The organism is Pseudarthrobacter sp. H2 (assembly GCF_050157045.1).
Classification (GTDB): Bacteria; Actinomycetota; Actinomycetes; order Actinomycetales; family Micrococcaceae; genus Arthrobacter.
On the sequence record NZ_CP189594.1, the window covers coordinates 3,386,201 to 3,406,193 of the forward strand.

At 67.9% G+C, this 19,993-nt stretch carries 18 protein-coding genes and 2 riboswitches; of the genes, 8 read left to right on the forward strand and 10 right to left on the reverse strand.

Features of this window, described 5'->3' with window-relative positions; translation table 11 throughout:
• Nucleotides 1–86 precede the first annotated feature (86 nt).
• From ACQCSZ_RS15800 to ACQCSZ_RS15815, 4 genes are all read right to left on the reverse strand, one after another.
• Nucleotides 87–587, reverse strand: coding sequence for an HNH endonuclease (locus ACQCSZ_RS15800; protein WP_427004674.1), 501 nt, complete (start codon nt 585–587; stop codon nt 87–89).
• A gap of 260 nt (nt 588–847) precedes the next feature.
• Nucleotides 848–1,594 carry an NlpC/P60 family protein gene (locus ACQCSZ_RS15805; protein ID WP_427004675.1) on the reverse strand — a complete coding sequence of 249 codons (747 nt, stop codon included), beginning with the start codon at nt 1,592–1,594 and terminating at the stop codon, nt 848–850.
• Nucleotides 1,595–1,902: 308 nt separating this feature from the next.
• Nucleotides 1,903–2,062, reverse strand: a riboswitch (cyclic di-AMP (ydaO/yuaA leader).
• A gap of 149 nt (nt 2,063–2,211) precedes the next feature.
• Nucleotides 2,212–3,018 carry a M23 family metallopeptidase gene (locus ACQCSZ_RS15810; RefSeq protein WP_427004676.1) on the reverse strand — a complete coding sequence of 269 codons (807 nt, stop codon included), beginning with the start codon at nt 3,016–3,018 and terminating at the stop codon, nt 2,212–2,214.
• Nucleotides 3,019–3,022: 4 nt separating this feature from the next.
• A riboswitch (cyclic di-AMP (ydaO/yuaA leader) is annotated at nt 3,023–3,234 on the reverse strand.
• A gap of 147 nt (nt 3,235–3,381) precedes the next feature.
• Nucleotides 3,382–4,077 carry a metal-dependent transcriptional regulator gene (locus ACQCSZ_RS15815; RefSeq protein WP_427004677.1) on the reverse strand — a complete coding sequence of 232 codons (696 nt, stop codon included), beginning with the start codon at nt 4,075–4,077 and terminating at the stop codon, nt 3,382–3,384.
• Between the two features lie 327 nt (nt 4,078–4,404).
• Between ACQCSZ_RS15815 and serC the strand changes: the two genes are divergently transcribed.
• Nucleotides 4,405–5,535 (forward strand): phosphoserine transaminase, encoded by a 1,131-nt coding sequence (gene serC / locus ACQCSZ_RS15820; RefSeq protein ID WP_427004678.1) that lies wholly within the window; start codon nt 4,405–4,407, stop codon nt 5,533–5,535.
• A 24-nt stretch (nt 5,536–5,559) separates the two neighbouring features.
• On the opposite strand, the gene ACQCSZ_RS15825 is transcribed toward serC, so the two are convergent.
• Genes ACQCSZ_RS15825 through ACQCSZ_RS15835 form a run of 3 tightly spaced genes read right to left on the reverse strand, consistent with a single transcriptional unit; the run spans nt 5,560 to nt 8,027 of the window.
• Complete coding sequence (locus ACQCSZ_RS15825; RefSeq protein WP_427004679.1) at nt 5,560–6,918, reverse strand: MFS transporter; 1,359 nt, start codon at nt 6,916–6,918, stop codon at nt 5,560–5,562.
• 50 nt (nt 6,919–6,968) lie between these two features.
• Nucleotides 6,969–7,634 carry a DUF3027 domain-containing protein gene (locus tag ACQCSZ_RS15830; protein WP_427004680.1) on the reverse strand — a complete coding sequence of 222 codons (666 nt, stop codon included), beginning with the start codon at nt 7,632–7,634 and terminating at the stop codon, nt 6,969–6,971.
• A 9-nt stretch (nt 7,635–7,643) separates the two neighbouring features.
• Nucleotides 7,644–8,027 carry a cold-shock protein gene (locus tag ACQCSZ_RS15835; RefSeq protein ID WP_211879461.1) on the reverse strand — a complete coding sequence of 128 codons (384 nt, stop codon included), beginning with the start codon at nt 8,025–8,027 and terminating at the stop codon, nt 7,644–7,646.
• Between the two features lie 178 nt (nt 8,028–8,205).
• Between ACQCSZ_RS15835 and ACQCSZ_RS15840 the strand changes: the two genes are divergently transcribed.
• From ACQCSZ_RS15840 to ACQCSZ_RS15850, 3 genes are read left to right on the forward strand one after another with little or no spacing between them, the layout of a single operon-like run.
• Nucleotides 8,206–8,439, forward strand: a complete 234-nt coding sequence (locus tag ACQCSZ_RS15840; protein WP_211879463.1) for a hypothetical protein — start codon at nt 8,206–8,208, stop codon at nt 8,437–8,439.
• 10 nt (nt 8,440–8,449) lie between these two features.
• Nucleotides 8,450–10,954 carry a helicase-associated domain-containing protein gene (locus ACQCSZ_RS15845; RefSeq protein ID WP_427004681.1) on the forward strand — a complete coding sequence of 835 codons (2,505 nt, stop codon included), beginning with the start codon at nt 8,450–8,452 and terminating at the stop codon, nt 10,952–10,954.
• Nucleotides 10,951–12,606, forward strand: a complete 1,656-nt coding sequence (locus tag ACQCSZ_RS15850) for a DNA repair helicase XPB (protein ID WP_427004682.1) — start codon at nt 10,951–10,953, stop codon at nt 12,604–12,606. The genes ACQCSZ_RS15845 and ACQCSZ_RS15850 overlap by 4 nt, the downstream gene beginning before the upstream one ends.
• Before the next feature lie 43 nt (nt 12,607–12,649).
• Here ACQCSZ_RS15850 and ACQCSZ_RS15855 read toward each other — a convergent pair whose 3' ends face one another.
• The gene (locus ACQCSZ_RS15855) at nt 12,650–13,846 is read right to left on the reverse strand and encodes a phosphotransferase (RefSeq protein ID WP_427004683.1); all 1,197 of its coding nucleotides are present in this window, start codon (nt 13,844–13,846) and stop codon (nt 12,650–12,652) included.
• A 65-nt stretch (nt 13,847–13,911) separates the two neighbouring features.
• Here ACQCSZ_RS15855 and ACQCSZ_RS15860 point away from each other — a divergent pair, with 65 nt between their 5' ends.
• From ACQCSZ_RS15860 to ACQCSZ_RS15875, 4 genes are all read left to right on the forward strand, one after another.
• Entirely contained in the window at nt 13,912–14,364 is a 453-nt protein-coding gene (locus ACQCSZ_RS15860; protein WP_427004684.1) for a MarR family winged helix-turn-helix transcriptional regulator, read from the forward strand.
• Nucleotides 14,365–14,418: 54 nt separating this feature from the next.
• On the forward strand, nt 14,419–15,129 hold the full coding sequence (locus ACQCSZ_RS15865) for a response regulator transcription factor (protein ID WP_211879468.1): 711 nt from the start codon (nt 14,419–14,421) through the stop codon (nt 15,127–15,129).
• A 2-nt stretch (nt 15,130–15,131) separates the two neighbouring features.
• Nucleotides 15,132–16,589: an ATP-binding protein gene (locus ACQCSZ_RS15870; protein ID WP_427004685.1), complete on the forward strand. Its 1,458-nt coding sequence runs from the start codon at nt 15,132–15,134 to the stop codon at nt 16,587–16,589.
• Nucleotides 16,590–16,781: 192 nt separating this feature from the next.
• Nucleotides 16,782–17,069: a WXG100 family type VII secretion target gene (locus tag ACQCSZ_RS15875; RefSeq protein ID WP_211879472.1), complete on the forward strand. Its 288-nt coding sequence runs from the start codon at nt 16,782–16,784 to the stop codon at nt 17,067–17,069.
• Nucleotides 17,070–17,086: 17 nt separating this feature from the next.
• On the opposite strand, the gene ACQCSZ_RS15880 is transcribed toward ACQCSZ_RS15875, so the two are convergent.
• Both ACQCSZ_RS15880 and groL read right to left on the reverse strand, forming a co-directional pair.
• The gene (locus ACQCSZ_RS15880) at nt 17,087–18,115 is read right to left on the reverse strand and encodes an RNase H family protein (RefSeq protein WP_427004686.1); all 1,029 of its coding nucleotides are present in this window, start codon (nt 18,113–18,115) and stop codon (nt 17,087–17,089) included.
• Nucleotides 18,116–18,283: 168 nt separating this feature from the next.
• Complete coding sequence (gene groL, locus ACQCSZ_RS15885) at nt 18,284–19,921, reverse strand: chaperonin GroEL (RefSeq protein ID WP_211879476.1); 1,638 nt, start codon at nt 19,919–19,921, stop codon at nt 18,284–18,286.
• Nucleotides 19,922–19,993 lie beyond the last annotated feature (72 nt).

Sequence of the window (19,993 nt, forward strand, 5' to 3'; positions counted from 1 at the left end):
AGCCTAGCCCGGCCACGGGCCGGACGGGTGCGCCCCTCCGGCTGTGCTCGTCCGGCTGCGCCGGTGCGCCCTTCCGGGGGCCGGTTTCAGGCCGCGGATTCCGGCAGCAGAAAGGGATCCCAGTCCGGCGCCGGCTTTTCGAGTTCCTTGATCTGCCACCTCGTGCCCTTCGGCGGCGCCGGGACAAAGCCCAGTTTCCAGCCCATTTCCGCCGGGGTGTGGTCCCCCTTGGCATTGTTGCAGCGCAGGCAGGCGGCCACGAGGTTTTCCCACGAGTCCGCCCCGCCCCGGGACTTCGGGTGGACATGGTCCACCGTGTGGGCGCCCTTCCCGCAATAGGCGCAGCGCTGCCCGTCCCGGCGGAGCACACCGCGCCGGCTGACCGCCGTTATCGTGTTGTAGCGGGGCCTGATGTAGCGGTGCAGGAGAATGACCGAGGGCCGGCCCAGTATGTCCTGGGGCCCGACGACGGGCTCCTCCCCTTCGGCCACCACACTGGCCTTTCCGGTCAACACAAGAACAAGCGCCCGGCGGAAGGTAACAACCGCCAGGGGTTCATATCCAGCATTCAGAACGAGCGTGCGCATGCACATACCTCTTCACGGCCGCACCCGCCAGGGGCACGAGGGCCGGCTGCCCTCTGCATGGTCGGGCTATGGATCGACACCACAAGAGTAAACACTCAGGTGCCGTATCACCGAATTTTTTCGGCCGCCCCGGTCCGTGATCCGGGAAATTCATTCCCCGGCAATGCAAAGAACCCCTGCCGCAGGGGCAGGGGTCCTCTTCAAATCTTGAGCTGATCCAGCCTGTTGAGGCCGGGTTGCAGCTGGGTTGAGCCTGCGGCCTAGCCGCCGACGCGGATGAAGACCGGGCCCGAGCCGACGTTGACGGTCTGCAGGGACGTGGTTCCACCGTTCCAGCCGCCGTGGACGGCCATGCCGTTGCCGACGTAAACAGCGATGTGGGCCATGCCCGCGCCACCGTTCTGGTAGTAGGCGAGGTCGCCCGGCTGTGCCTCGGCGGCGCTCACGGTACGGCCCAGGGACAGGTAACCTGCCGGCCAGCCGTGGAAGTTGACGCCAGCCGCAGCCAGGGCGTTCGTGACCAGCGCGGTGCAGTCCTGCGAAACGCCGATCTGTGCGTAGGCTGCAGCAGCGACGGTTGCGCCGCTGCCGATGCCGGCCGGTGCCAGCGCGGAGCCCGCGGCTGCGAGCTGGGTGCCACCGGTCGCAGCGGCGCCGGTCGAGTCCTGGACCTTGACCACGGGCTTGGCGGCCTCGACGACGGGAGCCGGCGAAGTGGACACGGCCGGCTTCTCGTAGGAGATCGCAATCGTGGAAGCAGCGGAAATCGTTGCCGGCGCAGCCGACTGGACGTCCAGGGCGGAAGCGGAGGTGGATTCGCGCTGAACGTTGGTCTCGGCAGCGTTGGCTGCGATACCGCTGGTCAGGACCAGACCGGATGCGGCAGCGATGACGGCCGCCTGGCGGCCCATGCCGCCGGCGTTGTCGCCGACAGCCTTGGCGATGACAGCAAGCGAGTTGGTCTTGGTGACCTCGGCGCGGTGCCGTGCGATTGCACGAGTAGTCATGAAGTTCTCTCTTTCGTGATCCTTGGATCGCGCCTTTTGGGCGCGAACAGAGGACGCTCCGGCATCTTGGGGGTACGCCGGATCGCCCCGAATGGGTTACTTAGCGAAGGGTGTACTGCGAAGACGCGCCAAAAGCGGGAACTGCATGCAGGTGCTTGGCCTGCGGGCCGGTCTCAGTAGAGATCGAGACGGCGGTGTGAGCTCCAATCCGGGCGCCGGCAAGGGCAGCACGGGACTTGGATTTCAGCGGGCTCGTACGAGCCGCGCCAGCGCGGTGGCGCGCAGCATTGTGGCGTGAAGTCACGAAAGTAGCCTCTCCCAATGCCTGCGAGGTGAGCTGTCGGATTCGGATGGGAGTCACCCGGCCACGCTGCTTCCTTCGGAAGCTTTGCGACTTAACCCCAAGGCCTTCTTGCGAAGACCAAAATTGGTTCCCCCGCCCCTGCCAGACGATGTCATGCGAACGGACCTTGAGCGGTGGCAGAGTTAGGCAATCCACTCAAGAGCGCCAACTCCGGAGGAGTTGGCGTACCTCATACGGTACAGGAGTCCGGATTCAATGTCACATTCAGATCACGGCGTGTCAGAGGAATTCGAGAGTAATCCATCGGCTTGGCCTAGAGCCAGCCCAGCGGGTCAACGACGTCGCCGTTGACCATCACTTCGAAGTGGAGGTGGCAGCCGGTGGAGGCGCCGGTGGTGCCGCTCATCGCAATGATGTCGTCTCGGGAGACCTTCTGGCCGACATGGACGGAGGACGAGGACAAGTGGTTGTAGGTGGTCTCCAGGCCGTTGCCGTGGTCGATCACGATGCGGTTTCCGCCGCCGTAAGGGTGCCAGCCCGAGAACGTCACGGTGCCGCTGGCCGCTGCGTGGACTGCCGTTCCGCACTGGGCCGCATAGTCCTGGCCCCGGTGGAACTCGCCGGCGCCGCCCGTGATCGGGCTGACGCGGTAGCCGAAGGGCGAGGCCGTGACCATCTGCTCCAGCGGGGCGCCGAGGGTGCCGGCCGACGCGGCGCGTGTGATGGTGCCGACGGACTGGGCACTCAGGAGCTGCTTGAGTTTTCCGTCCGGATCGCCCTTGGTGCTGACGGCCGTGCGGCTGAAATCGATCTTGGCGGCGGCGGCGGTCACGTCCGGCTGGGCTGCGGCGGGAGTTCCGGGGCCGGTGGCCATCACCGGGCCGGTGGCGGGGAGCGCGACCGTCAGGACCAGGCCCGTGGCGGCGAGGGCGATCCCTGCCTTCTGCCCCACACCGCTGGCGGCGGCGAAGTCCGTTACCTGGCGGAACGGACTTCGGCGGCCCCGGCGTTCATCACGCTGCGCGTCCCGCGGGCGGGCGGCCTGCAGGGCCGCTGCCGGACGCGGCTCCGGAGCGGGACCGGTCGCACGGCGACGGCCCCTGGTGGTCTGGGTGGTCAAGAACGGTTCCTCTCTGGATAGCCTGCGAAGTTAGCTGTCGGATTCGGGTCAGAGAGATCAAAGACCCGGCCCGCCAGGGCAAGCATCCAGGCACAGAGGCATCCCGGGGGTCCTCGGTGGAGTGTGCATGCTGCTGACGGACTTCACCCCGAGACTGTTGGAAAAACAGCCGGAAATGGTTCCCCCGCCCCTGCCAGCAGGTGACTCTGCGACTGATCCGCTGGCAGGGCTCGGCTTCGGATCAGGTAACGCTTTGGTATCGGTAGTGGCCTTAACTATAGGCGATTAAACCGACCGGTAATAACTCCGTGATCTTCGACATGCACAACTCACGGGACGTCCCATGTCCGGCAGCCCCGGAGGTCAGCCGACCGTCACAAACACATGGGCGGCCACCTCAGGCGGCAGCTCCAGGGCACCCTCGATGTCCGGCACGCGGACCGAAATATACTCTCCCACCCGTTCCAAGGAGACCCGGGCGCCCGGTCTGATTCCGCCTTCATCGAGCTGGACCAGCAGTTCAGGCTCCACCTGGATCGGCTCGGCCAGGCGGTTGACGGTGATCCGCGAGCCCGCGCCGTAGCCGGCCATGGCTTCCAGCAGGTTCACCACCCCGTCGGTGCGGGCCTTGGACGGCAGGCCGCCGAGCTCGGCAAGCCCGGGGATCGGATTTCCGTACGGGGAGACAGTCGGGTGGTTGAGCAGGTCGAAGATGCGCCGCTCGACGCGTTCACTCATCACATGTTCCCACCGGCACGCTTCCTCGTGGACGTAGGCCCAGTCGAGGCCGATCACGTCGGCAAGCAGGCGTTCGGCGAGGCGATGCTTGCGCATGACTTCGATGGCGCGTTTCCGGCCCGTTTCCGTCAGCTCAAGGTGCCGGTCGCCGGAAACGACGACGAGGCCGTCGCGCTCCATGCGCCCGATGGTCTGGGAGACGGTGGGCCCGGAGTGGCGGAGCCGTTCGGCGATGCGGGCGCGGAGCGCGATGATGTTCTCTTCTTCAAGTTCCAGAATGGTCCGAAGATACATCTCGGTGGTATCAATCAGATCCGTCATTCAGCTCAGCTCCTCGAGCGCCGTCCGTGCGTCATTCCCACCGTACCGCGTGCAGGATGCGCCTTGGCGGGGTCCGCCGTACGTTCGCAGGACAGCTTAGCCTATTTTGAATTACTCTGGATAATCTTCCGGGCGGCTGGCTCGGCCGGCGTAGGCGCAGGCACGGGTTCCGGGCGGCTCCCAATGACCGGACTATGACGGGGCCTTTCCCGTGAGTTCCCGCGAGCCCGGAACAGTCAGGCAGAATGAAAGGGAGGCTTCGCTTCAGCCATCCTGCCAAGCCACCTCCCGCACCACGCTACGAACCAGCCGAAAATTGGAGCCACTGTGAGCGACACCAGCATCACGATCCCCGCAAACCTCCTGCCCCAGGACGGACGGTTCGGCGCCGGACCGTCCAAGGTCCGTCCGGAACAGATGCAGGCCCTCTCCGCGGCGTCGGCCACGCTGCTGGGAACCTCCCACCGCCAGGCGCCGGTCAAGAACCTGGTCGGCTCCATCCGGAACGGGCTCAGCGGGTTCTTCCGCGCCCCGGAAGGCTACGAGGTGGTCCTGGGCGTCGGCGGCTCCACCGCATTCTGGGACATCGCCAGCTTCGGCCTCGTCGAGAACAAGGCGCAGCACCTGTCCTTCGGCGAGTTCGGCTCAAAGTTCGCCTCAGCCACCAACAAGGCACCCTTCCTGGCCGCGTCCTCCATCATCACGTCCGAGCCCGGCACGCGTCCCGCCGCCCGGGCGGAGGCCGGCGTCGACGTCTACGCGTGGCCCCAGAACGAGACGTCGACCGGTGTTGCCGCTCCCGTGAAGCGGGTGGCCGGGGCCGATGAAGGATCGCTCGTGCTGGTGGACGCCACGTCCGCCGCCGGCGGCCTGGACGTGGATGTGGCCGAAGCCGACGTCTACTACTTCGCGCCGCAGAAGAACTTCGCTTCCGACGGCGGCCTGTGGCTCGGCCTGTTCTCCCCGGCAGCGCTGGAGCGTGCCGCCCGGATCAAGGCCGGCGACCGCTGGATCCCGGATTTCCTGGACCTCCAGACGGCCATCGACAACTCGCGGCTGAACCAGACCTACAACACCCCGGCGCTGGCCACCCTGGTCACCCTGGACGCCCAGGTGCAGTGGCTCAACGCCAGCGGCGGACTGGACTTCGCCGCCGCCCGGACCGCGGACTCCGCCGGCCGGATCTACCGCTGGGCCGAGGCCTCCGAGTACGCGACGCCGTTCGTGGCCAGGGCCGAGGACCGGTCCAACGTCATCGCCACGATCGACTTCGACGAATCGATCGACGCAGCCGCCATCGCCAAGGTGCTCCGTGCCAACGGCGTCGTGGACACCGAGCCGTACCGCAAGCTCGGCCGCAACCAGCTGCGCATCGCCACCTTCGTGGCGATCGAACCGGACGACGTGTCCGCGCTGCTGGAGTGCATCGATTTCGTGGTGGCCGAGCTCAAGAGGTAGCTGTCCACGAGCCGGCGCTGGGCGTCAGTGCTCGACGGCGTCGTCCGGGTTTCCTGCCCGGGCGGCGCCGTTCCCGTTCTTGTCGGTATCTGTGCCGGCGCCTGTGCCGGCGCCTGCGGGGCGGCCGGATTCGAGGCGGAAGTAGCGCAGCCCGCCGGCCCGGCGGTCAAAGCGGATCCGCAGGTGCTCGGCCCGGATAATCCACAGCAGCCCGATCAGCGCCGCGACCAGGCCGGAGGCCGCCGCGACACCCATCGACCAGCGGGCACCGGCGATGTTGGCCACCCAGCCCACGAGGGGCGCCCCGATGGGGGTGCCGCCCATGAAGATGGCCATGTAGAGGGCCATCACCCGGCCCCGCATCACCGGGTCCGTGGTGGTCTGGACGTACCCGTTGGCGCTGGTCATCATGGTGATCGCGAAGAGGCCCACGGGCACCAGCGCGACGCCGAACCAGAAGTAATCGGGCGCCAGCGCGGCGATGCCGGTGGCCACCCCGAAGGCCCCGGCGGCCCCGAAGATGATCCGCAGCCGGGGCTTCTTGCGGCCGGCCGACAGCAGTGCTCCGGCCACCGAGCCGATGGCCATGATCGAGTTCATCAGTCCGAAGGCGCCGGCATCCAGGCCGAATTCGGTGCCGACCATGGCAGCGATGAACAGGACGAAATTCAGTCCGAGGGTTCCCACGATGAAGACCGCCACGAGCACTACGACGATGTCCGGTCGGAACCTGACGTAGCGCAGCCCTTCGCGGATCCGGCCCTTGCCGGCCGCCGCCCGCGGCAGCTGGCGCAGCGACGCGGCGGGGATCCTCCACAGGCTCAGCAGCAGGGCAACGAAGGTCAGCGTGTTGATCAGGAAGACCCAGCCCGGGCCGACGGCGACCGTGAGGACCCCGGCCACCGCGGGTCCGATCATCCTGGCCACGTTGAAGGACGCGCTGTTGAGCGCCACCGCATTGGGCAGGTAGTCGTCCCGCACCAGTTCGGACACGAAGGTCTGCCGCACGGGCGCATCCAGGGCGGAGACGACTCCGAGCAGCAGGGCGAAGCCGTAGACGTGCCAGAGCTGCGCCGCACCCGAGACCACCAGGATGCCCAGCAGCGCGCTCAGCAACGCCATCGCCGACTGGGTCAGGACAAGGAGCTGCTTGCGGTTGAAGCGGTCGGCGACGAGTCCGGCAACCGGCGCCAGGAAGAGCTGCGGACCGAGCTGCAGCGCCATCGTGACGCCCATGGCCCCGGCGTCGTGATCAGTCAGGTGGGCAAAGACCAGCCAGTCCTGGGCGGTGCGCTGCATCCAGGTCCCGATGTTGGAGATGAGCGCCCCAATGAACCAGATGCGGTAGTTCAGGATGTGCAGGGACTTGAAGGTCGACGTCATGTCCGGCCCTCCCCGCGCCGGCCGCGCTCGTCCCCGGGCGCCTCCAACCGCTAGTCAGCCTCGGCTGCGGAAGCGTCCTGCTCGTCGGAGTCGTCGTCGCCGTCATCGGCGTCTTCATCGTCGTCGTTCTCGTCGGCGCCGTATCCGTCGTCGGCGCCGGGCTCCCCCGGTGCCTGCTCCACGGATGCCAGTTCCCAGGATGCCTGCTCCACGGGGGCAGCAACGGCGTCCGCGCCGGCGGCGTCGTCCCCCTGCTCGTCTTCGGGACGGACGCGTTCGGCCCAGGGGATCCACTCGGGGGCCAGGATGGAATCCTCCGAGGGCAGCAGGCCGAGTTCATCGACGGTGACGATCTTGGAGCGTGAGTTGCGGGTCAGGACGGCGTACCACTGCCAGCCCTGGTAGCCGGGCACCTGGGATTCGAAAAGGTGGGTGACCAGGCGGTCGCCCTCGGTCCTGGCCCCCAGGTGCTTGCCGATCTGCCCGGCCGGGGCGATCCCTTCCACCGCGGTGCGGGCGACGTCGACGGCGGCCGCCAGGACGGCGTCGGGCTTGCCGGTGCGCCAGAGCGGAACGCCGGCGCGCGGCTTGGACACGCCTTTGCGTCCGGCTGCGTCAGTACCGGCTGTTTTGGATCCGGCTGTATTGGATCCGGCTGTTTTTGATCCGGCTGCGCCGGGAGTCTTGGGCGCGTTCTGCTCAGGTTCCGGAGTCATCAGGAGCCCCTATACGTCCAGCTCGTCGGCAACCTTGCGCAGGGCGGCGGCGATCGCCATGCCCTTGTTGCCTTCCGGGTACTTGCCCGCGGAAAGTGTTCCGGACAGATTGTCCAGCACGGTCACCAGGTCCTGCACCAGCGGGGCGAGGTCCTTCGCGCTGGGCCGCTTGGCCTTGGCGATGGAAGGCGTCTTGTCCAGCACGCGGAGCCCCAGCGCCTGGGCACCCTTGCGGCCGTCGGCCACACCGAATTCAACCCGGGTGCCGGCCTTGAGTTCGGTTATACCCTCGGGCAGGGCGGACTTGGGCAGGAAGACTTCCTGGCCGTCCTCGCCTGCGAGGAATCCGAAGCCCTTGTCCTTGTCATACCACTTGACCTTGCCGGTAGGCACGTAATCAACCTTCTTCGTTCTGCTGGGGACACGGCCGGCGGCCACCGCATCCGCATGGATACGCGGGTTCAGGGTGTGGCTGCCTGGACCATGTTGGTCTGTACCTCCAAGGTTATCCTGCGTTGCCTACTTTCACGGTTTGAGGCGCGGGAGAAGCCGGACTGTTAGCGTTGGCCCCATGACAACACTGCATTTCCGGCGGCCCCTGTTGATCGTTGCGGCCGCCGCGGCCGTGCTTTCCCTGGTTGCCGTGGGCACGGTCATGGCCATGGCCTTCAACAACGCCGTCGCCCCCGCCTGGATTACCTCAACGGCCCTTTACGGGCTGCCGCTGGCCTTCCTGCTCATGCTCGCGCTCGTCGGCGGCAGCGTCGCCGCCCGCCGCCGCGCGCGCGGGCCGGGCGAACGGTAGCCTTGCACTGATGTCCCTCATTCGCGCGCTCAGCAAGGAACTGGAGGCACGCAGCGACGACTCGCTGCGTGCCCTGTTCGCCGCGCGGCCGGACCTGATTTCCCCCGGGGTCCCGGACTTCGCCGCCCTCGCCGCCCGGGCCAGCGGGCGCGCCAGCGTGCAGCGGGCGCTGGAGCGGCTCAACCGCCCCCAGATGCAGGTGCTGGAAACCCTGCACCTGTGCACCAACACGGACACCGGACACAGCGCCTCCGCCGCTACGCTGAAGAAGCTCATCAACGGCTCCACGGCCGCGGCGATCGAGCGGATGCTGCATTCGCTCCAGGAGCTGGCCCTCATCCACCGGGCCGATCCCCCGCACGGCGTGACCTCGGCTGCCGGCCCGCGGCAGCGGCACTTCCTTCCGGTCGGCAGCCTCAAGGACGTCATCGGAATCTATCCGGCCGGCCTCGGCCGCAGCTACACCGAACTGGTCCGGCTCCAGCCGGCCTTCGCGCAGCGGGTCGTACAGCTCGTGGCGGAACTGCACCGCAGCGGGGCGGCCATCTCCCCCGCCACGACACCGATGGAGGCTGCGTTGTCGCTGCAGCACTGGACCTCGACGCCGGAATCCCTCCAGAGGATCCTCGCCGGCGCTCCGGAACGCACGACGGCGCTGCTCGCCAGATTCGGGAACTGGGCCATGGGTGCCGTCCCCCAGGCGCAACGCCGCGCCTCCGTGCTCCACGAAGGCGCCGACGTCGGACCGGTGGACTGGCTGCTGGCGCGGGGCCTGCTGGTGCCGCTGGACGCCGCCCACGTTGAGCTTCCGCACAGCGTCGGCGTGTCGCTGCGCGGCGGGTTCATCATTGAGGACTTCGCCCTGACTCCCCCTGCCCCGACGCTCGGCCACACCAGTGCGGCACTGCGCCGCAACGCCGCTTTGTCCGCCATTGCCGAGACCCTGCGGCTTGTCGGTGAGCTGCTGCACGGCGTCCGCGAGCAGCCGCTGGTGACGCTGCGCAGCGGCGGCGTCGGCGTCCGCGAGATGAAACGCCTGGCCGACTCATTGCGGATCGGACTGCACGAGGCCGGGGTGTTCGCGGAGCTGTGCGCCCTTGCCGGGCTCCTGCGCCTGGATGTGGACAGTTCCGCCTGGGCCCCGGCGCCCCAGCTTGAGTGGCTGGCACTCCCGCGGCAGGAGCAATGGCTCTGGCTCGTCAACGCCTGGCTGGCGAGCGAGCGGGCCCCCTCGCTCGTGGGCCAGCCCCTCACCGGCATCACCCCGGGCCCGGCACCGCACCGCGGCACGGCCGGCACCACCATCAATGCTCTCTCCGCCGAGGCTCAGCGGCCGGACGCCCCTGTCATCCGCAGGCGGATCCTTGAAATCCTCAATGAATTGACGCAGGAGGCCTCGGCGGCCGACGGCCAGGCGCCGGTGCTGGATGCCGCTGCCGTGCTGGAGCGCGCCGACTGGTCACAGCCCCGGATGGCCCGGCGCTTCAGCTCCCTGATCCGCGGTGTCCTGGCCGAGGCCCAGATGCTGGGTCTCCTCGGTTCCGGGGCCCTCACCCAGCTCGGCGCGGCGATCGCCGCCGGGGAGGCCGACGACGCCCTGGGGATCCTGGGCGAGCACCTGCCCGCGGCGCTGAACCATGTCCTGCTGCAGGCCGACCTGACCGCGGTGGCGCCGGGCTACCTGGCGCCGGAACTGAGCGAAAGGCTCCTCACGATGGCCGATCCCGAGGGCCAGGGGCCGGCAACCATCTACCGCTTTTCGGTCGCCTCGGTCCGGCGGGCACTGGACGCGGGGCAGGACGCCGCGGGCATGCTGGACTTCCTGTGCCAGCATTCGGCCACCGCCATCCCGCAGCCGCTGAAGTACCTCATCGAAGACACCTCCGCGCGCCATGCCAGGCTCCGGGTGGGCGCCGCCACCAGCTTCATCCAGAGCGAGGACGAGACGGCCCTGCAGGAACTGCTGGACACCGCCGCCGCGGCCGGCCTGGGACTCTCCCGCATCGCGCCGACCGTCGTGATCTCGCACGCCACGCCCCGGGAAACGGCCCACGCGCTCCGGAACCTGGGGCTGTCCCCCGCCGTGGAGGAACCCGAGTCCGCCGTCGTCCGGCTGCGGCGCGCGGGAGCGCTGCCCGGCAGCGGCCGCCCGGTTTACAGCGCCCCCAGCACCGCACCGGCGGAGGCCGACGTCGACGCCGCGCTGGCGTTGCTCCGCAGCGGCCGGCCTGCCGGCGGCAGCCACAAAAACGGGACCCGCCCCTCCCCGGCGGCACCGGGCAGCGAGGAAGCCACCCAGCTGGGGCTGGAGACCTTGCAGAAAGCCATCCGGCTCAAACAGCGCGTCGTCATCAACGTCGTGGACGCCATGGGGAATGCGAGCCGCGAAACGGTGGTTCCCGTGGCGGTGAACGGCGGCCGGGTCCGGGTCTTCGATCCGGACAAGGACACCGAACGCGTCCTGTCCATCCACCGGATCGTCGACGTGGAAGCTGCAGAGGAATTGCTCCAGTGAACGACGGGCCCCTGATTGTCCAGAGCGACAAAACCATCCTGCTCGAAGTCGACCATGCGCTGGCCACCGAGGCCCGGCATGCGATCGCCGCCTTCGCCGAGCTGGAGCGGGCCCCGGAGCACATGCACAGCTACCGGCTGACGCCGCTGGGCCTCTGGAACGCCCGGGCGGCCGGGCTGGACGCCGAAAAGGTGCTGGACACGCTGCTCAAGTACTCCCGCTTCCCGGTGCCGCATTCGCTGCTGATCGACATTGAGGAGACGATGTCCCGGTACGGCCGGCTCCGGCTCGAGAAGGACCCGCAGCACGGCCTGGTGATGCGCACCTCCGACTATCCGGTGCTGGAAGAGGTCAGCCGGGCCAAGAAGATCGCGCCCCTGCTGGGTCCGCGGATCGACGGCGAGACCGTCGTGGTGCACTCGTCCCAGCGCGGGCAGCTCAAGCAGCTGCTGCTCAAGATCGGCTGGCCGGCCGAGGACCTCGCCGGCTACGTGGACGGCACACCGCACCCCATCATGCTCAACGAGTCCGGCTGGAAGCTCCGGCCGTACCAGCAGCTGGCCGCGGAGAACTTCTGGGCCGGCGGCAGCGGCGTCGTCGTGCTGCCCTGCGGTGCCGGCAAGACGCTCGTGGGCGCCGCCGCGATGGCCACGAGCTCGACGACCACGCTGATCCTGGTGACCAACACGGTGGCCGCGCGGCAGTGGAAGGACGAACTGCTCAGGCGGACGTCCCTGACCGAAGAGGAGATCGGCGAATATTCGGGCTCCGTCAAGGAAGTCCGGCCGGTCACGATCGCCACGTACCAGGTGCTGACCACCAAGCGCGGCGGCCTGTACCCGCATCTGGAGCTCGTGGACGGCAACGACTGGGGCCTGATCATCTACGACGAGGTCCATCTGCTGCCGGCCCCGATTTTCCGGATGACCGCGGACCTGCAGGCCCGGCGGCGGCTCGGGCTCACGGCCACGCTGGTCCGCGAGGACGGCCGGGAGGGCGAGGTCTTCAGCCTGATCGGCCCGAAACGCTACGACGCGCCGTGGAAGGACATCGAGGCCCAGGGCTACATTGCCCCCGCCGACTGTGTGGAGGTCCGGGTGGACCTGCCGCGCGACGAGCGGGTGGCCTATGCGATGGCCGAGGACGCGGACAAGTACCGGCTGTGCGCCACCTCCGAGACCAAGACCCTCCTCGTCGAGCAGCTCGTCGCCGCACACGCCGGCGAGCAGCTCCTCGTGATCGGGCAGTACATCGACCAGCTGGACGAGATCGGCGAGCGCCTGCAGGCGCCCGTGATCAAGGGCGACACCCCGGTCAAGGAACGCCAGCGGCTCTTCGACGCCTTCCGGTCCGGCGACGTGCAGACCCTGGTGGTGTCCAAGGTCGCCAACTTCTCCATCGACCTGCCCGAAGCCTCGGTCGCGATCCAGGTCTCCGGATCGTTCGGCTCGCGGCAGGAGGAGGCCCAGCGGCTGGGCCGGCTGCTGCGTCCCAAGAAGGACGGCCGGGCCGCCCGCTTCTACTCGATCGTGGCCCGGGACACGCTGGACCAGGACTTCGCGGCCAAGCGGCAGCGCTTCCTGGCCGAGCAGGGCTATGCCTACCGGATTATGGACGCCAAAGACGTCGGACGGAACCCCTCGGCGCCCTGACGTCGCCGCCCTGACCACGGCCGCGGCGGCGGCGTTCGGGCCATCAGTCGGTGGACGCCAGCAGGTCCAGGACGAAGCGCGCCATCTGCACGCGCCCGGCCACGAATCCCCGCAGTTCGTCCGAGTCCTGCTCCGCCAGCCGCTGGGTGGGAACGGCCGAGAGCCCAGTGAGGATCGCCATTGATGCCGCGTGGCCCCGGCGCACCGTCGTTTCGTCGAGGTGGGTACCGGACTCGGCCAGGCCCTCGCAGTAGGCGCCCAGGCACCGCGGCTCCAGGCGGTAGAGTTCCTCCCCGCCCATGGCGCCCTGGTTCACCCACCCGGACAGGAGCTGGCCCAGATCGAAGCCGGCGCAGCCCAGCCCGTACATCCCCCAATCGATCACGGCGAAGGCAGTCCGGCCGCCGGCCGCTGGCAACGCCTCAACCAGCAGGTTCTGCGGACTGGCATCCCCGTGGATCGGCAACTGAGGGAGGGCCACGATTTCGTCCACCAACGCGAACGCCCTGTCCGCCAGGCTCCGAAGCCCGGCAATCAGCCCCGTATCCGCCGCCGCGGACACCGCCGGATGAAGCCATAAATCCTCCCCGCGGATCGCCGGGATTAAGATGCCGGCGCCCGGGCCCTCCAGATAGAACCCGAGCCGGCGGGGTTCGCTGGCGTCCGGGACACTGGCAACACATTCCCGGACGGCGGGACTTCCGGCCAGCCTGCCAAGCAGCCTGGCTGCATCCTCGAAGCGGGCGTCAGTCCAGGCGGCCCCGTCCAACTCCGCGACATCCTCCATCCAGATGGCCGTCCGCTGCGCATCAAGCTCGATGGTCCGGTAGAGCTCAGGAAGGCGCCCGCCGTCGGGCATGGCAGTGTGGAGTCCGGACGCGTAAACCTGTGCCTCCGTGCGCCACGGATAATGTTTTGGCAGCTCCTCCCGCAGGTGGTCGGGCACCTGGTCGATCCCCTTCCACAACACCGGGGACTGGATGAGCTTGACCACAGCTTTGAAGCGGGCCACGCCAATGCTGCCGCTCCTGCCGCCGCAGCCCGTGCGGGCGGCCCCTTCGACCCGCCACAGGCCGCCGGTGGTCATGTTGAACATAGGAAAGACGATTTCTTCGGCGCTGGCGCTCAGCAGCTCAACCTGGGTCTCGCCCAAGGCTGCCGCCGCTACGGCAGCCAGCTCCTCTCCGCTGGCTTCCGCGGCTCCGAGGCAGTCCATGTTGGTCAGAATCGCTGTCTGCATACCGGGCCCCTTAGGCCAGAGGGATCGTCCAGAAATGGGCTATGGAAAAATGGTAAAGTAACTTTATGAGTGGCGTCAATTGTTTCGGGAACGCCGGCCCCGAGTCCCACATCGCAGCGCTGCTGGCCGGCGCCTTTGAATCCATCCGGGCCGAAATGAACGCCCGTCCGCTCCCCGGCCTGCGTCCGTCGCACTATCGCGTAATGTCACTGGTCCCCGGAAGCGGTCTCCGGCTCTCCGAACTCGCCGAACGGGCCGGCATCACCAGGGCCGGCACCGGCCAGTTCATGAAGTACCTGGAGAAGCTGGAGTACGTCACGCTCAGCGCCGACCCCTCGGACAGCCGCGCAAGAATCGTGAGGCTGACAGCCTCCGGCAGGGCCGCCGTCGAACACTCGCTGCGCGTTCTGGCCGACACCGAGCGGCGCTGGTCCGCGGCACTGGGGGCCGAGCGCTACCAGGAGCTCCGGCGCTCGCTTTACGAGGTGAGCCTGCTGGCGCAACGCGGCCGTGGATAAAACACACATCTGCCATTCAGAGAACTCCCAGAGTCTGGGAGCATCATGGGAAGTATGAAAAAGAACGGTGCCGAAGCAAAGCTCCTCGTCGTCGACGACGAACCCAATATCCGCGAGCTGCTGTCCACCTCGCTGCGCTTCGCCGGCTTCGAGGTCGTCTCGGCCGGCAACGGACGCGAAGCCCTCGCCGCGGCGGAACTTCATGCCCCCGACCTCGCCGTGCTCGATGTCATGCTGCCGGACATGGACGGCTTCACCGTCACCCGCCGCCTGCGCGCCGCCGGCAAGCACTTCCCCGTCCTGTTCCTGACGGCCAAGGACGACACCGAGGACAAGGTCACCGGCCTGACGGTCGGCGGCGACGACTACGTCACCAAACCCTTCAGCCTCGACGAGGTGGTGGCCCGCATCCGCGCCGTGCTTCGCCGCACCCAACCGCAAGTGGACGACGACGCCGTCATCCGGGTCGATGACCTCGAGCTCGACGACGACGCGCACGAGGTGCGCCGCGGCGGTACCGTGATCGAGCTGTCCCCGACCGAATTCAAGCTCCTGCGCTACCTCATGCTCAACCCCAACCGGGTGCTGTCCAAGGCACAGATCCTCGACCACGTCTGGGAGTACGACTTCAACGGGGATGCCTCGATCGTGGAGTCCTACATCTCCTATCTGCGCCGCAAGGTGGACATCGATCCCGACGCGCCGGCGCTGATCCAGACTAAACGCGGCGTCGGGTACGTGCTGCGGACGGCCGAGAAACGCTGACCTTGCTGCACCGCTGGAAAGCGGCCTCGCTGCGCTCGCAGCTGGTCGCCATCATGATGGCTCTGATGCTGGTCGCGCTCACGGCCACCGGCGCCGGCACGCTGACCCTGCTGCACAGCTTCCTGCAGGACCAGGTGGATGACAAACTGAGGGCAGCCGTCGTCTCCGCGCAGCGGCAGCAGTCCTTCAGCCAGCTCCAGGACCAGAACTCCAACGTCCCCACCGACTATTCGCTGATGCTCTTGACCCCCGGGCTGCCCCCGTTTGTGTTCGGCGGCGACAAGGAGGACCACCCCCAGATCACGAGCATCTCCGTGGCAGAGGCCCGGGACCGCGACCAGACGCCGTTCCAGGTCCGTGGCACGGACCAGCAGAACTGGCGCGTCGTCGCCGTCACGGTCGTCGATGGCAACCGGAGCGCCGTCGTGATCATCGGGCTTCCGCTGGCCCCCGTCGACTCGGTGGTGGAACACGCCGCCCTCGTGGTGGTCGGTGTGGGGCTCCTGACCCTTGTTCTGGCCTTCCTCATCGCCACCTGGACCGTCTCCCGTTCCTTCCGGCCGCTGGCCCGGGTGGAGAAGACCGCCGCCGCGATCGCGGCCGGAGACCTTTCGCGCCGCGTGGAAGTCGAAAACCCCGGCACGGAAGTCGGCCGGCTGGGCAGCTCGCTGAACGCCATGCTGGCCCACATCGAAACGGCCTTCGCGGCCCGGATGGCGTCCGAGGCGCGGATGCGGCGGTTCGCGGCCGATGCCTCGCACGAACTGCGGACCCCGCTGGTCACGATCCGGGGTTTCTCCGAGCTGTACCGGCACGGGGCGCTGTCCTCCCCCGAGGATGTGGCCACCGCGATGGGACGGATCGAAAGCGAAGCCAAACGGATGGGATCCATGGTGGAGGACCTCCTGCTGCTGGCCCGCATCGATGAACAGCGTCCGCTGCAGCGCAAGCCCGCGGACCTGATGCTCGTTGCCCACGACGCCATGGTGGACACCCAGGCCAGCGACCGCAGCCGCACCATTGCCCTGGCGGGGCTCGACGGCGGCGCCCCGGGCCCGGCGCCGGTGCTCGGTGACGAAGCCAAGCTGCGGCAGGTGGTCAGCAACCTGGTCGGCAATGCCCTGCGCTACACGCCCGAAGGCACCCCGATTGAACTGGCTGTGGGGGTCCGGACCGCCGAGGACGGGACGCGGCAGTCCGTGGTCGAGGTCCGGGACCATGGCCCGGGCGTCCCGGACGAGGAAGCCGCCCGGATCTTCGAGCGTTTCTACCGCGCCGACACCTCACGGACCAGGGAGACCGGCGGCAGCGGACTCGGGCTGGCGATCGTGGCCGCCATCGTCGGGGCGCACTCCGGCTCCGTGCGGCTGGAGAAGACCGACGGCGGCGGCGCCACCCTGGTGGTCAGCCTTCCGTACCTGGACGAGCCGGCGGAGGACCTGGAACGGATATCCACATAGCGGCGGCATCCGTCGCGGAACCCACGGCAGCAGCCACGGCGCCATCCACGGCGTCATCCACATAGGGGCGGGCGGCTGTGGCCCCGCTCTTGTGTGGATGCCTAGGCTCGAGCTGTCCGGAAGATCCGGACCAGGCGGCCTCTCCTTCGACAAGGATGCGGCTGCCTCCCGGCACCGTCGAGAGGACATTTCATGAGCATCATCTCCGTGGACACGGAGCTACTCCAGCTCAAGTCAGCCAACGTCCAAGCCACCGTGGACCGGATCAGCGCGGACGTCCAGGCGATGAGACGCGGCCTGGATGAGCTGCAGTCGAGCTGGCGCGGCTCTGCGGCCAACAATTTCCAGGCCCTGGTGGCCGAATGGGCGCTGACCCAGGGCAGGGTCGAGGCATCGCTGGCCTCGATCAACCTCGCCCTCCGCTCGGCGGCCGCCAGCTATGCGCAGGCCGAGCTGAACAACGCCCAGCGATTCGGCTGAGCGCCCCTGCACCGCTTTCAGGCTTCGGGCGTGCCCTGATGGAAGCGGAGCCGCCATTGAGTGCCGTCAAGGACCCATAGGGAGCTGTGCAGAGCCGTGCCCGAGCGGGAGTAGCTGCGGTAGGTAAGGAGGATGGCGCCCTCGCCCAGGCGCTCCGCACCGAGCACTTCGAGATCCGTCGGGCGGTCCGGATTCTCTTCCAGGGCCATCATCGAGTCGTCCCGGGTCCAGATCCGGCCCGAGCTGCCGATCTCGGTGAAGTCGGGATGCAGCAGCACTCCGGTGCGCCCCAGGTCCGCCCGGGTTTCCGGGCGGAGCAGTTCGCGCTCGAGGGACTCGACGATGGCTTCGGGGCTCATGTCCCCGCCCGCGGCGGGTACCGGCTCGTCCAGCTCGCTGAAGAGATCGGGGGTGCTGAAGAGATCGGGGGTGCTGAACAGTTCTTGCTGGCCGCCCCGCAGCGGGGCCGCGGGGCGTGCCGCAGGTGCTGCCTGCGCAGGAGGCGCCGCGTCGGCCGGCGTGGCGTAGGCCGGCGCCGCGCCCTCCTGCGTCGTGCCCTGCAGCGTCGCGCCCTCCTGGGCGGGGCCGAAGCCCGGGCCTTGCCGGACGGCAACACCTTGCTGGTAGGCCGTGGCTGCCGCCCGGGCACGGTCGTCGGCCGCCTCGTTGAGGTCGTGCCCCGCGTGGCCGCGCACCCATTCAAAGGTGTACATGCGCCCGGTGAGCGCCCGGTCGATGTCCTTGAGGAGGTCCACGTTCATCACGGGCTTGCCGTCCGACTTGCGCCAGCCCTTGCGCTTCCACCCTGGCATCCATTTGGTCACAGAGTTGATGACGTACTGGCTGTCGCAGAGGATATGCAGCTTTTCGCCGGGAAGGTGCGCGGTGGACCTGAACAGGTCCAGGACGGCCATCAGCTCGCCTTGGTTGTTGGTGCCATGGGGCCACCCGCCGGCCCGCCAGCAGTCGTCATTCACGTACCAGGCCCATCCGGCCGGACCGGGATTTCCTAAAGCCGAACCGTCGGCCGCTGCTGTAATTGTCACTGGTCCATCCTGCCAGATTGCGATGCTCTCTCACTTCCGGTTCCTATCCGGGCTTCTTAGGGACCCAAAGTGATAGAGCAACGTCTCCGAAACGCCGACGGCGGCCCCACCCGAAGGTGGAACCGCCGTCGTCGAACTTACAGGTTCGGTGGCTTGGAAGCCGGGTGGTTAGAAACCGCCCATGCCGCCCATGCCGCCCATGTCGTCGCCGCCACCCATGGCCGGGGAGTTCTTCTCCGGCTTGTCGGCCACAACGGCCTCGGTGGTCAGGAACAGGCCGGCGATGGAAGCCGCGTTCTGCAGGGCAGAGCGGGTGACCTTGACCGGGTCGTTGATGCCGGCGGCCAGCAGGTCGACGTACTCGCCGGTAGCTGCGTTCAGGCCGTGGCCTGCAGGCAGCCCGCGGACCTTGTCGACGACCACGCCGGGCTCGAGGCCGGCGTTGAAGGCGATCTGCTTCAGCGGGGCGTCGATGGCAACGCGGACGATGTTCGCACCGGTTGCCTCGTCGCCGGAGAGCTGCAGGTTGGCGAATGCCTTGGCACCGGCCTGGATCAGGGCAACGCCACCGCCGGCGACGATGCCCTCTTCAACGGCAGCCTTCGCGTTGCGGACGGCGTCCTCAATGCGGTGCTTGCGTTCCTTGAGCTCAACTTCGGTTGCGGCACCGGCCTTGATGACTGCAACGCCGCCGGCCAGCTTGGCCAGGCGTTCCTGCAGCTTCTCGCGGTCGTAGTCGGAATCGGAGTTTTCGATCTCGGCACGGATCTGGGAAACGCGGCCGGCGATCTGGTCGGCGTCGCCTGCACCTTCGACGATCGTGGTCTCGTCCTTGGTGACAACGACCTTGCGGGCGCGTCCCAGGAGTTCGAGGCCGGCGGTCTCAAGCTTGAGGCCGACTTCCTCGGAGATGACCTGGCCACCGGTGAGGATGGCGATGTCGGCGAGCTGCGCCTTGCGGCGGTCGCCGAAGCCCGGAGCCTTGACGGCAACGGACTTGAAGGTGCCGCGGATCTTGTTGACGATCAGGGTGGCCAGGGCCTCGCCCTCGATGTCTTCGGCAATGATCAGCAGCGGCTTGGAAGACTGCATGACCTTTTCGAGGACAGCAACCAGTTCCTTGACGCTGGAGATCTTGGAGTTGACGATCAGGATGTACGGATCCTCAAGGACCGTTTCCTGGCGCTCTGAGTCGGTGACGAAGTAAGCGGAGATGTAGCCCTTGTCGAAGCGCATGCCTTCGGTGAGCTCCAGCTCGAGGCCGAAGGTGTTCGACTCCTCGACGGTGATGACGCCTTCCTTGCCGACCTTGTCCAGGGCTTCGGCAATCAGGGCGCCAATCTCGTTGTCACCGGCAGAGATGGACGCCGTAGCGGCGATCTCTTCCTTGGTTTCGATTTCCTTGGCGGAAGCCAGGAGTTCGCGGGTGACAGCTTCGACAGCCTTTTCGATGCCGCGCTTGAGGGACAGGGGATCAGCGCCGGCCGCGACGTTGCGCAGGCCTTCCTTGACCAGGGCCTGCGCCAGCACGGTAGCGGTGGTGGTTCCGTCGCCGGCGACGTCGTCCGTCTTCTTGGCAACTTCCTTGACCAGCTCGGCGCCGATCTTCTCGAAAGGATCGTCCAGCTCGATCTCCTTGGCGATGGAAACACCATCGTTGGTGATCGTGGGGGCGCCCCACTTCTTTTCGAGGACGACGTTGCGTCCACGCGGGCCGAGGGTGACCTTGACGGCGTCGGCGAGGATGTTCAGGCCCCGCTCAAGACCGCGGCGTGCCTCTTCATCAAATGCAATGATCTTGGCCATAACGGCAGTAGTCCTTTCGGGACAGTCGTTAAGAATGAACCTATGCTGCGGTGCCCGCGACGGACGATCCTT